We start from the raw sequence: 12,735 nt of genomic DNA, 5'->3' as shown, positions 1-12,735 counted from the left end.
TTTCCCTGTCCGCCAAACCGGACCTCAAAACAAACGAAACCGGCGCGGCGATTTTTCCGCCTCGTCTTCCGGCGCGACGCCCGGATCGTCCGGCAGGCGCGGCGGCTCCGATGCCTGCTCGACGGCCGCGCCATCGCCCGAGGCGGCCGCGATTTCTTTCTCCATGCCGTTCGACTGTTCGGCAACCGGCTTTGCGGGAAGGACATCGGAGACAATGTCGATCGCCTTCTCGGCCGGCACGGCCGGCGGCGCGGCAGGAATTGCCGGCACCGCGACGTCCGCGCCGCTCTCGATCAACTGGCCGAGCCGCTCCATGGGCGCGCGCCAGGTGAAGGCGTCCAACTTGCCGGTGACCGGCGACACCGGGGCCCAGCGCTCCGAGACGACGCCGTCGGCGACCCAGGCCGGATCGCGCGGCGCGCGCACCGCCTTCGACAGCAGCTGGCGGACCTTGCCCTGGTTGCCGGTTTCGGCCTCCTCGATGTCAGCCAGAAGCAGATAGGCGCCCTCGCGACGATCCATGCGGATTGCGGCCTCCGCCTCGCGCCTGGCGGTCGCGAAATCCTGCGCGTCGAGCGCGGCGCGCGCCACGGCCATCGACGATTCCGCGTGGTTCTTCTTCATTTCCTGCAGCTTTTTCGCCCGGTTGAGCCGATCGAGCACGGCATCGCCCGGCCTGGCATGGGTGTAGAGCTCGGCAATGTCCGGATGCGGCTCCGCCCGCCAGGCCGTCTCCAGGATCTTGGAACCCTTGCGCACATCGTTTTGCTTGAACAGCAGATCGGCCGCGACGACCGCCGCCGGCGCGAAGTCGGGCGCCAGCTTGTTGGCTTCGACAGCGGCGGTCCGGGCGGCATTCGGGTCGCTGTCGACCAGCGCCTGCGCCTTGGCCGTGAGCAGGACGGCGCGGCGGCGGTTGGCGGCGTCGCGCTCGATCTGCCGGGTCGATTTCTGCGCCTCGACCAGCTTCAGCGCGCCGTCCCAGTCGCCGCGCTCCGTCAGTTCCTCGAGCGTCGATTCCGCCGCCCAGGCGAGCTGGGGCGCCACCGCCGCGGCGCGACCCGCATAATGGCGCGCGGCGTTGCGGTCGCCCAGCCGCTCGGCTTCGAGATAGAGCCCACGCAGGCCGAGCAGCCGCATTTCCGGATCGTCCAGCATGCGCTCGAACTTTTCCCGCGCGCCTTCATGGTCGCCTTCGAGCAGCGAGGCCTGCGCGTCGAGCAGGTTGATCAGCGGCTCCTGGTCGGAGTTGATCAGCTTGGCGGCTTCCTTGGTCTTCTTGCGCGCCAGCGCGCCGTCGCCGGCGCCGGCCGCGATCATGCCCGTCGACAGCGCCTGATAGCCGCGATCGCGGCGCCGCACGCGGAAATAGCGCGAGATCGTGTAGGGGCTGTTCCACAGCGCCTTGATCAGCCACCAGACAATCATCACCGCCGCGACCACGGCGACGATCGCCACCGCCGCCACCATCAAGGTGACCTGGTACTGGTAGCCGTTGAAGGTGACGATCATTTCGCCCGGACGGTCGGCCAGCCAGGCAAAGCCGAGCCCCAGCCCGAAGACGACGGCGAGGAAGATGAGGATACGGATCATCGGACGGTCCTCACGCCTTCGTAGCGCCGGCAATCAGCGCATCGATCTGCTTTTCGACCTCGAGCCGCGCTTTCAGTTTGCCGGCAAAATCGGCGCCGGCCGTCTTGGCCGCGTCGGGCAGCGTGTCGTATTCGCTGAGCGCCTTGGCGTAGTCGCCCTGGTTGACCGCCACTTCCATGCGCGCCACGGTTTCCGGCGCGCCCTTGCCTTCGACGGCGCCCACCGGCCGCACCTTGACCAGCGATTCGGCGCTCGACACCAGGCTCTGGAAGAAACCGGCATTCTGGTCGACGGGCGTCGCCGCATCGACCATGGCGCTGGCCGCCGCTTCGATCTCGGAGGCGATCGTAGCGCGGGTCGGCACGCCTTTCTCGGCATAGGACCGCAGCACCGCGATCTCCGGCGCGTCCGGCGCGATCGCCGCGAAAGTGTCGAGCTCGGTGGCGAATGGCGCGCCGCGGTCGAGCGCTGCCTTCAGCGCCGAGGCGGCAATCGCCAGCGCGATCTTCGGCTGCGAGGCCTGCGCGTCGACCTTGCCGGAAAGCTGCTGCACTGACTGTTCCAGCGCCGCGATCCGGCCGTCCGCGGCCTTCGCCGCCTCGCCGGCCGATTTGACCAGCGCGTCGAGCCCGGCGAGCTTCTCGTTGAGCGGGCCGAGATCGACGGTAGCGGTACTTCCGGCCTTCTGCAGGTCGGCGACCGCCGTCTCGATCTGGCCGACCTTGTCGTTGAGTGCCTTGAGCGCGGTGCTGTCGCCGCCCTGCCCGGCCGACGATTTCAGCGCCGCGATATCCGACTTCACCTGGTCGAGCGCCGACGACAAGCCATCGACCTTGGCCGAGGCGCCGGCATCGCCCGTCTGTTTGAGCGCCGCAATCTCGCTCTTCAGCGATGCGATCTCGCCATTGACGCCATCGAGCGACGCTCCGTTCGAGGCCGGCGAACCAAGCAGGCCGACCGCCTGCAGCAGGCCGGCGCCGGCGAGGGCGACCACACCGCCGATAAGGCCGGCGGCGATGGTGTTGACGCCGGAGCGCCTGGAAGCCGTCGATCCGGAATCGTTGTTTCGGGTCTCGCTCGGCTTGGGCGCCGAGGCGGCGGAGCTGGCCTTGGTCTGGGATGCATCTTCGAAATCGTAGCCGAAGCCTTTTGGCTCGCTCTTCGGAGCCGCCGAGCCATCTGGATAAGGCGCTTCCGCCTCGTCCATTCCCTTGGCCTCGGGCTCGCCCGCCGTGCCCTGCGCCGCATCGGCATGTTCCCACGGCTCGATGTCGGTCTGTTCGGCATGGATCGGCTCGTCCGGGGCTTCCGGTTGAGAGCCGGCCGCCTTCGCCGTATCTGTCTCGGCCGCATTGTCCTCGGCCACGGCGGCATCCTCGCCGGTGATTCGCGAGACGGCGCCGGGCTCGAGTTCGATCGTCACCGGGTCGCGGCGACTCTTCGAATGTCGCGTCTTCGGCGTCTTGACCATGCTTGGGCTCCGCAAATTGGCTTGAGGATGGTTCAAAGGGTCTAGAGCTCATGGATGCTCTAGCACATCACCAAGCGGTGAAAAGGGGCGGTGTGATGACGCGGCTCAGCGCGGCAGCGACAAAAGCGCCAGCAGCGCGTCCTCGTCGGGTTGGGCGGCAATGCGGACCTTCTGCCCGCCAACTTCGCCCAATGCCTCGGCGACACGGGCTGAAAGGACCAAAAACTCCGTATTTTCAAAGAGATGCTTCAGCGATGGACGCTGAGCGAGGTGGGTCATCGCAGAGGCTGCCTTGGCCGAATAGAGCAGCACCGCCTCGGCCGGCATGCCCGACGAACGGGCAATGACATCGGCACCGCTGTAGTCCACTTCGACCGTGTCGTAGGTCTCGACAGGTCGGACATGCGCCCCGGCCGCCGCCAGCCGCTCCTCGAACGCCGGGAAGCGCACACGGCCGCAAAGATAGACAATTTCCTTGCCGGCGAGTTCGTCGGCTAACGCACCGGCCAGCGCCTCGGCATCGCCCGGACCGTCAGAGACGGACGTGAACCCGGCCGCACGGCAGGCCTCGGCCGTCCTTTTCCCGACGGCATGGCAAGGCAAGGCGACAAGTGCTGCGACGAGCTCCCCGGGCGCGTGACGAACCGCATTGGCGCTGGTCACGGCGACCGCGGCCGCGGCGGGGAATGAGCTTGCCTCGACCGGCAGCGCCGCCGTTTCGGTCAGCGGCAGCAGAATGGGTTGAAATCCCTGGGCTTCGAGCCGCCGTGCCGTGCGTGACGCGCCCGGCTCCGGTCTCGTCACCAGGACGCGGACCATGTCAGGCCCAGCCGTCGAAGAATTTGGCGCCGGCTTTGGCACGCACCGTCCGCGCGGCTTCCGCGCCTATTTCCGCCGCGTCGTCAGCCCTGCCGTCCAGCTTGACCTCATGCGCTTCGGTGCCGTCGGGAGAGATGATCAGCCCGGCGAAAGACAGTTTTTCGCCCGATATCGTCGCGTGGCCGGCGATCGGCGTTCGGCACGAGCCGTCGAGCGCGGCGAGGAAGGCGCGTTCGCAGGCCAATGCCTGGCCGGTCGGCACGTCGTGGATGGCCGCGAGCGTCTTTGCCACCGCGCCATCGCCGACGCGGCTTTCGATGCCGATCGCGCCCTGCCCCGGCGCCGGCGGGAAGACGTCCAGCGGCATCAGGTCGGTGACGACGCTTTCGAGCCCAAGCCGCTTCAGCCCGGCATAGGCGAGGATGGTGCCTTCGGCGACGCCCTCGTCCAGCTTGCGCAGTCTTGTCTGCACATTGCCGCGGAACATCACCACCTCGAAATCCGGCCGCATCCGGCGGATCAGCGCCTGGCGCCGCAGCGACGACGACCCAACCCTGGCGCCGTGCGGCAGGTCCGCGAGCCGCTTCGCGGTCTTGCCGATAAAGGCGTCGCGCGCATCCTCGCGCGGCAGGAAGGTGGAGAGTTCCAGCCCATCGGGCAGCACCGTCGGCATGTCCTTGGAGGAATGCACGGCGATGTCGATGCGGCCGTCGAGCAGCGCTTCCTCGATTTCCTTGGTGAACAGGCCCTTGCCGCCGGCTTCCGACAGCGGCCTGTCCTGGATGCGGTCGCCGCTGGTCGAGATGGGCACCACTTCGAACGCCTGTTCGGGAAGGCCGTGCGCCTTCATCAGCCGCGCCCGCGTCTCATGCGCCTGGGCGAGCGCCAGCGGGCTGCCGCGTGTTCCGATTTTCAAAGTTTGCATGGCGCGCGGTCCGTGATAACCCCCGGCAGGCCAAGCCTGACCGGCCTTGTCCTATATAGGAATAGCCGCAGACACAATCTTCGAGGATAGCGACGAATTGATCCGCGTTCTGGGCATTGAGACGAGCTGCGACGAGACGGCGGCCAGCGTGGTGGCGCTGGACGGCGTCGCCGCGCCCGAAATCCTGTCCAACATCGTGCTCAGCCAGATCGAGGAGCACGCGGCTTTCGGCGGCGTCGTGCCCGAGATCGCCGCGCGCGCCCATGTCGAGGCGCTGGACGGCATCGTCGAGGCGGCGCTGGCCGATTCGGCCGTGTCGCTGGACGAGGTCGACGCCGTTGCCGCGACGGCCGGACCGGGCCTCGTCGGCGGGCTGATCGTCGGCCTGATGACCGCCAAGGCGATCGCCGCCGCCGCCAACAAGCCGCTGATCGCCGTCAATCACCTTGAAGGCCATGCGCTGACAGCCCGGCTGACCGACGGGCTCGATTTTCCCTATCTGCTCTTGCTCGTCTCCGGCGGCCACACCCAGATCGTTGCCGTGCGCGGCGTCGGCGACTACCAGCGCTGGGCAACCACAATCGACGATGCACTGGGCGAGGCCTTCGACAAGACGGCCAAGATGCTCGGCCTGCCCTATCCGGGCGGCCCGAATGTCGAGAAGGCGGCGGTGTCAGGCGACGCGGGCCGCTTTGTCTTCCCGCGACCGATGAAGGGCTCGGCGCAGCCGGATTTCTCGTTCTCGGGCCTGAAGACCGCCGTGCGCCAGGCCGCGACGGCGATCGCGCCGCTGAGCGACCAGGACGTCGCCGACATCTGCGCCTCCTTCCAGGCGGCGGTGGCCGATGCGCTGGGCGACCGCGTCGCGCGGGCGCTTGCGCGCTTTCGCCAGGAATTTCCCGACACGGCAAGGCCGGCGCTGGTCGTCGCCGGCGGGGTGGCCGCCAACCGGACGATCAAGGGCACGCTTGAAGCGCTTTGCTCGGAAGCCGGCTTCGCCTTCGTGGCACCCCCGCAAAAGCTCTGCACCGACAATGCGGCGATGATTGCCTGGGCCGGCATCGAGCGGCTGCGCGCCGGAATGGCCGGCGAGAACGCCGCCGACTTCGTGCCGCGCTCGCGCTGGCCGCTGGACAGTGTTTCCGCCCCCCTGGTCGGCTCGGGCCGGCGCGGGGCCAAGGCATGACCAGGAAAAGCATGAGCGGCAAGAGACCTGCCAGCGGATGGCGCGTCGCGGTGCTGGGCGGTGGCGCCTGGGGCACGGCGCTGGCGCTGGCCATGCTGCGCGCCGGCCATGAGGTGCGCCTTTATGCGCGCGACAACGAGACCGTGGCCGCGATCGGCCGCGGTGAAAACCCGCGCTATCTGCCCGGCATCGCGATCGAGCCCGGCATCGTCGCCACCAGCGATATCCACGCCGCGCTCGACAGCGCCGACTGCGTGCTGGCGGTGACGCCGGCGCAGTCGCTGCGCGCGGCGTTGGCCACGGCCCGCGGTCATGTGCCGAAGGGCGCGCCGCTGGTCCTCTGCGCCAAGGGTATCGAGCGCGGCACTGGAGCGCTGCTGTCGGCGATCGTCGAGGAAAGCCTGCCGGACAATCCGGTCGCCGCACTTTCCGGTCCGAGCTTTGCCAGCGACGTCGCGCGCGGCCTGCCGACGGCGGTGGTGATAGCCGCCCGCGACGGCGATCTTGCGGCGGAGCTTGCCGCGCGCTTTTCAGCCGAGAACCTGCGCTGCTATTCCAGCGACGACCTGATCGGCGTCGAGATCGGCGGCGCGCTGAAGAACGTCTTTGCCATCGCCGCCGGGGCAGTCATCGGCGCCGGGCTCGGCGCCAGCGCCCAGGCCGCCATGGTGACGCGCGGCTTCGTCGAATTGCGCCGCATCGGCGCCGCTTTCGGCGCCCGGCCGGAAACCCTGATGGGGCTTTCCGGCCTTGGCGACCTTCTGCTCACCTGCTCCTCGGCGCAGTCGCGCAATTTCGCCTATGGCCTGGCGCTGGGCCAGGGCAAGCCGCTTGCCGGCCTGCCCCTCGCCGAAGGCGTGCCGACGGCGGGCATCGCCGCCCGCATCGCCGCCGAGCGCGGTATTGAGGCGCCGATCATTTCGGCCGTTGCCGCCATCCTCGACGGCAAGGTGACCATCGGCCAGGCCGTGACGGCGCTGATGACACGGCCGCTGAAAACCGAAACCGACATCTGAACCCTCGGAGTTAAAGACATGCTGTTCGCGTTGATTTGCAAGGACAAGCCCGGCAGCCTGCAGCTGCGCGTCGACACGCGGCCGGCGCATGCGGCGTTCCTGGAAGGCCTGATCAGCGAAGGCAGGCTTGCCTTTGCCGGCCCCTTCCTCGATGCCGATGGCAAGCCGGACGGCAGCCTGGTGATGATCGAAGCGCCTGACATGGCCGGGGCGCAAGCCCTGGCTGCCGCCGATCCCTATGCCAGGGCCGGCCTGTTCGAGAGCGTCGAAATCCGGGCATGGAACTGGGTGTTCCAGAAGCCTGCCGGCGCATGATTGCTCGCTTGCGCTCCCCCTCCCCGTGACAACGGGGAAAGGGTAAAGGTTGGAGAGCGCGAGCGCGCCGTGCGTGGCGATCCGACAATGGCAATGGGACAAACTGAGATGAACTACTGGCTGTTCAAATCCGAACCCTCGGTCTTTTCCTTCGAGGCGCTGAAGGCGAAAGGCAAGGCCGGCACGCAGTGGGACGGCGTGCGCAACTATGCCGCCCGCAACAACATGAAGGCCATGAAGATCGGCGATCTCGGCTTCTTCTACCACTCCAACGAGGGGCTCGACATCGTCGGCATCGCCGAGGTCTGCGCGCTTGCCCACCCTGACACCACCACCGACGACCCGCGCTGGGAATGCGTCGACATCCGCGCTTTCAAGGACGTGCCGATGCCAGTGACGCTGGAACAGGTCAAGGCCAATCCGAAGCTGGCCGACATGGCGCTTGTGCGCCTTGGCCGGCTTTCCGTGCAGCCGGTGACGCCGGCCGAATGGAAAGAGGTCTGCCGCATGGCCGATCTCAACCCGGCGCCGTGACCAGGCTCACTCCGAAAAACGCAAGGAAATTCATCCTCGACAACACGGCGCTGATGGCGCCGCCGCATGTGCCGGAAGTGCTGCTGCATCTTGCCGACGAGGCGCATGATCTGTGGCTGCGCACCGAGGAGGAACTGGCCGAGATCGGCCTGCCGCCGCCCTTCTGGGCCTTCGCCTGGGCCGGCGGCCAGGGCATCGCCCGCTATGTGCTCGACCACCCGGCGACGGTGCGGGGCAAACGCGTGCTCGACTTCGCCTCAGGCTCCGGCATGGTTGCCATCGCTGCCTTGAAGGCCGGCGCAGCACACGTGACTGCCGCCGATATCGACCCCTTTTGCGAGACGGTGATCGCGCTCAACCTGGAAGCCAACAGCGTGAAGGCCGAATTCCTGGATGCGGACTGCATCGATACGGACGGCGGCTGGGATGTCGTGCTTGCCGGCGACGTCTTCTACGACAAGCCGCTGGCGGACAGGCTGATGCCGTGGTTCACGACGCTCGCGGCGCGCGGCGCCGACGTCCTCGTCGGCGACCCCGGCCGCGCCTACCTGCCGAAGAAGGGGCTGCGATCGCTCGCCGTCTACCAGGTGCCGGTGACGCGCGTGCTGGAGGATGCCGAGGTCAAGCGCACGACCGTCTGGCGGTGGAGTGCCGCTCTCCCCGCTTGACGCCGCGGGCGAACAGGGATTCCATCGGCTGCCATTCGGGAGGGCACTCATGGATTTTTCAACGGTGAACTGGCTGGCGGTGATCGTCGCCGCCGTCTTGGCGTGGCTGTTCGGCGCTGTCTGGTATACGGGCTTGAGCAAGCCTTGGCTCAGAGCGGCAAAGCTCGACCCGGCAACCATGAAGCGCTCGGTCGCTCCGTTCATCATCAGCTTCATCGCCGAGCTGATCATGGCGCTGGTCATGACGCTGGTGGTCGGCGCGATCACCGGTGGCGAGCCCAATCCGCTTGCTGGTGTGATCTTCGGATTCGTTCTCTGGCTGGGCTTCGTCGCCACCACGCTTTCGGTCAATCACCGCTTTGAAGGTTTCGGCTGGGACCTGACGCTGATCGACGCCGGCCATTGGCTGGGTGTGCTCATCATCATCGGCGTGGTGATCGGCTGGTTTGGCGCACCCGCGGCTCCTGCGGGCTAAAGCGACTTCAGAAGGTGCGGAGCGATCCGCAGCATCGCTACTCCGCCTCTCCGTCTTTCGCGACCTCGTCGAGAAGCCATTCGCGGAAAGCGGCTATGCGCGCGTCGTCCTTCATCGCTTCCGGATAGACCAGGAAATAGGCGAATTCCGGCGCGACCTTGATGCCGAGCTCGAACGGGCGGATGAGCCGCCCTTGTGACAGATCGTTGGCGACCATGGCGAAATCGGCGAGCGCGACGGCAATGCCGTCGAGCGCCGCCTGGACGACATCCGTCGAGGTGTCGAACACGATCGTCCGGCTGTCGTCGAAATCGTCGACGCCGGCCGCCGCCATCCACATGCGCCAGTTCGGCCATGTGATGCCCTGGCGGGCCCATTCGATATGGGCGAGCGTGTGACGGAAGAGGTCGCGCGGCTCCTTCAGCGGCGGCCCGGCCCGCAGCAGAGCGGGGCTGCAAACGGGAATGATGACGTTTTCGAACAGCCGGTTCGCGCATAGGCCCGGATATTTGCCGGCGCCGAAACGGATGCCGACATCGACATCATCGCGATCGAACTCGCGCAGCTTGGAGGTGATGTCGAAGCGGAGTTCGATGCCCGGCCGCTGCTTACGAAAATCGTCGACCCGTCGCATCAGCCATTTGGTCGCGAACTGCGCGTCCAGCGTGATCTTCAGCAGCGCCGTGCCTCTGGTCATCTTGCGCGCGCGGGTGACGGCGCGATTGAGCAGGTCCAGCGCATCGATCGAAGCCTCGAAGAGGACGGTGCCCGCCTCCGTCAGCCGGATGGTGCGGCTGGTGCGCGTGAACAGCACCAGATCGAGCTGATCCTCGATTTCCTTGATCTGGTGGCTGACCGCCGCCGGCGTCAGACCCAGCTCGTCGGCGGCGCGGGTGAAATTGAGGTGCCTGGCCGCCGCCTCGAACGTCCTCAGCGCGCGCGTTCCGGGCAGCAGGCGGGCCATCGGATGACCTCCAAATAAAACTTGATGATCGAACAAGAACTACTCGTTTCCCGTTTATTTTTCAATCCGTCATGATTGCAGCATCGAAACACTATCAAACCGGATTTGATGTCCGGAGAACACGGATAGAGCCATGTCTGAGATCGTTCTGAAGTCCCGCACCGCCGTGAAATCCCGCTCCGGCGCCGCCCTTTGGCTGCGTTCAGCAGTCGATTGGCTGCGCCAGGCGAGGGTCGCCGCCCGGCTTCCCCACGAGTCCATCGAGGAACTCTCTGACGATCTGCTGCGTGACATCGGCGCCGAGCGCCGGGACGTGGCAAGGGCGGTGGATCGGAACCTCGGCCGGATCGGACTGCTGGACACGGGTTGGCAGCATCCGCGACGGAATTGAGGGAGAAAGGCAGTAAGGAAAGACAGCCCCTACTGCCCAACTGCCCTACTGCCCTACTGCCCAATCCTCACTTACCTCACCACCCTCACCACCGTCCGGTCCGACAGCAGCGGCAGCAGCCTCGCCATGGTGCGGGCTGTCACGGCCACGCAGCCCTGCGTCGGCGTGAAGCCGGGGCGCGCGAGATGGAAGAAGATCGCGCTGCCGCGCCCGCGCCGGCGCGGCGCGATGTTCCAGTCCAGCACCAGGCACACGTCGTAGAGGCGATCGCCGCGCCGCATCCGTTCATGGCTGGCGCCATAAGGGATCTTGACCGGCCGGTTGTAGTTGCGGTCGTCCGGCACCTCGCACCAGCCGAGGTCCGGCCCGATCGGCGCCATCGCCAGCCTCGTCCGGCGCCCACCGGGAAACTGGTCGTTGCGAAAATACCCCGACAGTATCCGCATCGCGGCCAGCGGCGTCGCGCCATCGCCCTCACGCTTGCCGGCGGAGATTCCGCTGCGCCCCAACGCGCAGGGAAACACCGTTTTGCCGGCCTGCAGGAACCCCTGCGCAGGGTTGCCTGGCCTCGCGCGGACCACCAGGACACGCAGGCCTTTCGGCAAAAATGCGCCTGCCTCATTGCGCACGCGTTTTTTCTTGTATGATTGTGTCACGGAACAAATCACTGTGATCGGCTGTTGCGCCGGTGAGCTTCCGCATAAATGGGGGGAGGTCAACTGAATATTCTTTTTAAAACAACGGATTGATCATGACATCACGCACCATTCTGATCGTTGACGACGACGACGATCTGCGAGCCACCCTCGTCGAGCAACTGGCCCTTTACGAAGAATTCGACGTCCAGCAGGAATCCACCGCCGCAAAAGGCGTCGCCGCGGCACGCGGCGGCCTCGTCGACCTGCTGATCATGGACGTCGGCTTGCCCGACATGGATGGCCGCGAGGCGGTGAAGATCCTGCGCAAAGGCGGCTATAAGGCGCCGATCATCATGCTGACCGGCCACGACACCGATTCCGACACGATCCTGGGTCTCGAGGCCGGCGCCAACGACTACGTCACCAAGCCGTTCCGCTTCGCGGTGCTCCTGGCCCGCATCCGTGCGCAACTGCGCCAGCACGAGCAGAGCGAGGACGCCACCTTCTCGGTCGGCCCCTACACGTTCAAGCCGAGCCAGAAGCTTCTGATCGATCCGCGCGGCGCCAAGGTCAGGCTGACCGAAAAGGAGGCCTCGATCATCAAATATCTCTACCGCGCCGACCAGAAAGTGGTAACGCGCGACGTGCTCCTGGAAGAGGTGTGGGGTTACAATTCCGGCGTCACCACACATACGCTGGAGACCCATGTCTACCGGCTGCGCCAGAAGATCGAGCGCGATCCTTCCAATGCCGAAATTCTTGTGACAGAAAGCGGCGGCTACAAGCTGGTTCCTTAAACATTTCATGATCTAAATGAGCGGTTGGGCGGGACCGCTTCGGGTACGATCCTGGTGCTGGAGGGTGATGGATCGGCTCGCTGGACGCATCGCACGATGCGTGATTGGAAGGTTGGAGTGCGCGCGTCCGGAGGGACGCGACGCTCCAAAGGAGGGACTGCACTGACCGCTCGGGGACACAGCTAGGATGGCGCTGGATGACGACATCCGCATCCTGTCCGCCGTGAAGCTCTTTCAGGGCTTCACGCAGGAACAGTTGCGCCTGCTCGCCTTCGGCGCGGAAAACACCTTCCTGCAGGCGGAACGCAAGCTCTATCTCGAGGATGACGAGGCCGACTCGGCCTATGTCGTGGTCAGCGGCTTGATCGCGCTCTACCGCGAGCAGGGCGGCGAGCGCGTCCCGATCGGCACGGCCGGCCCGGGCGCCATGCTCAGCGAGCTCGCCCTGATCGCCGACACCAGACGTTTGACCAGCGCCTCTGCCGCGGCCGATTCGGAAGTCATCCGTCTCAGCCGCAAGATGTTCCGTCGCATCCTGGAGGAATATCCGGAACTGGCGGTGCAGCTGCATGAGCGCATCCTGGAAGAATTCCAGCAGATGATCGCCCGCATCGAGGAACTCGCGCCGCGCTTTACAGGGTGACGCGCGAGAGACGGCTCAATGGCGGGTTCGTCACTCGAGGAGCGAAGCGACGCGCGCAGACCTAGAATCCATTCCGTGATGTTGATGCTTTGCTGCGTTGCAGGGTTTCCTGACCGACCGACCCTGGGTTCGCGCTCTGTTCTGGGAGCGCTGCATTCTTCGGCATAGGTAACGGCATGGCAACTGTGTTCATGCGAAAGCTGTTTTATCTCGAATGATGGCGTTGAGGACGACCAGGAGCTTCCTTGCGACGGCGATGATGGCGAGTTTCTTGGAGCCGGAGCGGGCCGCAAGGTCGGT

At 66.4% G+C, this 12,735-nt stretch carries 15 protein-coding genes; 9 read left to right on the top strand and 6 right to left on the bottom strand.

The genetic code is table 11. From position 1 onward, the window contains the following. Window positions 1-24: 24 nt before the first annotated feature. The 4 genes from EN853_RS30065 to hemC form a co-directional block, all read right to left on the bottom strand. Complete coding sequence (locus tag EN853_RS30065) at window positions 25-1,593, bottom strand: heme biosynthesis protein HemY (RefSeq protein WP_127862641.1); 1,569 nt, start codon at window positions 1,591-1,593, stop codon at window positions 25-27. Between the two features lie 10 nt (window positions 1,594-1,603). After that, on the bottom strand, window positions 1,604-3,064 hold the full coding sequence (locus EN853_RS30060; RefSeq protein ID WP_127862640.1) for a mitofilin family membrane protein: 1,461 nt from the start codon (window positions 3,062-3,064) through the stop codon (window positions 1,604-1,606). Window positions 3,065-3,169: 105 nt separating this feature from the next. Next, window positions 3,170-3,883 (bottom strand): uroporphyrinogen-III synthase, encoded by a 714-nt coding sequence (locus EN853_RS30055; RefSeq protein WP_127862639.1) that lies wholly within the window; start codon window positions 3,881-3,883, stop codon window positions 3,170-3,172. A 1-nt stretch (window position 3,884) separates the two neighbouring features. Beyond that, window positions 3,885-4,808, bottom strand: a complete 924-nt coding sequence (gene hemC / locus EN853_RS30050; protein ID WP_127862638.1) for a hydroxymethylbilane synthase — start codon at window positions 4,806-4,808, stop codon at window positions 3,885-3,887. 100 nt (window positions 4,809-4,908) lie between these two features. Between hemC and tsaD the strand changes: the two genes are divergently transcribed. The 6 genes from tsaD to EN853_RS30020 all read left to right on the top strand — a co-directional run bounded on the left by tsaD (window position 4,909) and on the right by EN853_RS30020 (window position 9,002). Then, complete coding sequence (gene tsaD, locus EN853_RS30045; RefSeq protein ID WP_189343923.1) at window positions 4,909-5,994, top strand: tRNA (adenosine(37)-N6)-threonylcarbamoyltransferase complex transferase subunit TsaD; 1,086 nt, start codon at window positions 4,909-4,911, stop codon at window positions 5,992-5,994. Beyond that, the gene (locus tag EN853_RS30040; protein WP_127862636.1) at window positions 5,991-7,010 is read left to right on the top strand and encodes an NAD(P)H-dependent glycerol-3-phosphate dehydrogenase; all 1,020 of its coding nucleotides are present in this window, start codon (window positions 5,991-5,993) and stop codon (window positions 7,008-7,010) included. Before tsaD ends, EN853_RS30040 begins: the two co-directional genes overlap by 4 nt. 18 nt (window positions 7,011-7,028) lie before the next feature. Beyond that, window positions 7,029-7,325: a YciI-like protein gene (locus EN853_RS30035; RefSeq protein ID WP_127862635.1), complete on the top strand. Its 297-nt coding sequence runs from the start codon at window positions 7,029-7,031 to the stop codon at window positions 7,323-7,325. 108 nt (window positions 7,326-7,433) lie between these two features. Continuing rightward, entirely contained in the window at window positions 7,434-7,859 is a 426-nt protein-coding gene (locus tag EN853_RS30030; RefSeq protein ID WP_127862634.1) for an EVE domain-containing protein, read from the top strand. Then, window positions 7,814-8,527 carry a methyltransferase gene (locus tag EN853_RS30025; RefSeq protein ID WP_189343922.1) on the top strand — a complete coding sequence of 238 codons (714 nt, stop codon included), beginning with the start codon at window positions 7,814-7,816 and terminating at the stop codon, window positions 8,525-8,527. The genes EN853_RS30030 and EN853_RS30025 overlap by 46 nt, the downstream gene beginning before the upstream one ends. 49 nt (window positions 8,528-8,576) lie before the next feature. Next, window positions 8,577-9,002, top strand: coding sequence for a DUF1761 domain-containing protein (locus EN853_RS30020; protein WP_127862632.1), 426 nt, complete (start codon window positions 8,577-8,579; stop codon window positions 9,000-9,002). A gap of 37 nt (window positions 9,003-9,039) precedes the next feature. Here the strand turns inward: EN853_RS30020 and gcvA are convergent, their stop codons facing one another. Next, entirely contained in the window at window positions 9,040-9,966 is a 927-nt protein-coding gene (gene gcvA / locus EN853_RS30015; RefSeq protein WP_127862631.1) for a transcriptional regulator GcvA, read from the bottom strand. Between the two features lie 133 nt (window positions 9,967-10,099). On the opposite strand from gcvA, the gene EN853_RS30010 reads away from it, so the two are divergent. Beyond that, window positions 10,100-10,357, top strand: a complete 258-nt coding sequence (locus EN853_RS30010) for a hypothetical protein (RefSeq protein WP_127862630.1) — start codon at window positions 10,100-10,102, stop codon at window positions 10,355-10,357. A gap of 71 nt (window positions 10,358-10,428) precedes the next feature. On the opposite strand, the gene EN853_RS30005 is transcribed toward EN853_RS30010, so the two are convergent. Further along, window positions 10,429-10,986: a L,D-transpeptidase gene (locus EN853_RS30005; RefSeq protein WP_167524653.1), complete on the bottom strand. Its 558-nt coding sequence runs from the start codon at window positions 10,984-10,986 to the stop codon at window positions 10,429-10,431. A gap of 122 nt (window positions 10,987-11,108) precedes the next feature. On the opposite strand from EN853_RS30005, the gene EN853_RS30000 reads away from it, so the two are divergent. Both EN853_RS30000 and EN853_RS29995 read left to right on the top strand, forming a co-directional pair. After that, a complete protein-coding gene (locus tag EN853_RS30000; protein ID WP_040974579.1) occupies window positions 11,109-11,792 on the top strand; it encodes a response regulator transcription factor in 684 nt (227 codons plus the stop codon). Window positions 11,793-11,979: 187 nt separating this feature from the next. After that, window positions 11,980-12,435 carry a cyclic nucleotide-binding domain-containing protein gene (locus EN853_RS29995; RefSeq protein ID WP_127862628.1) on the top strand — a complete coding sequence of 152 codons (456 nt, stop codon included), beginning with the start codon at window positions 11,980-11,982 and terminating at the stop codon, window positions 12,433-12,435. Window positions 12,436-12,735 lie beyond the last annotated feature (300 nt).

It is taken from the genome of Mesorhizobium sp. M1C.F.Ca.ET.210.01.1.1 (assembly GCF_004791585.1).
GTDB lineage: Bacteria > Pseudomonadota > Alphaproteobacteria > Rhizobiales > Rhizobiaceae > Mesorhizobium.
Note: the sequence above shows the minus strand (reverse complement) of the source record. Positions and strands in the feature narration are given on the sequence as shown.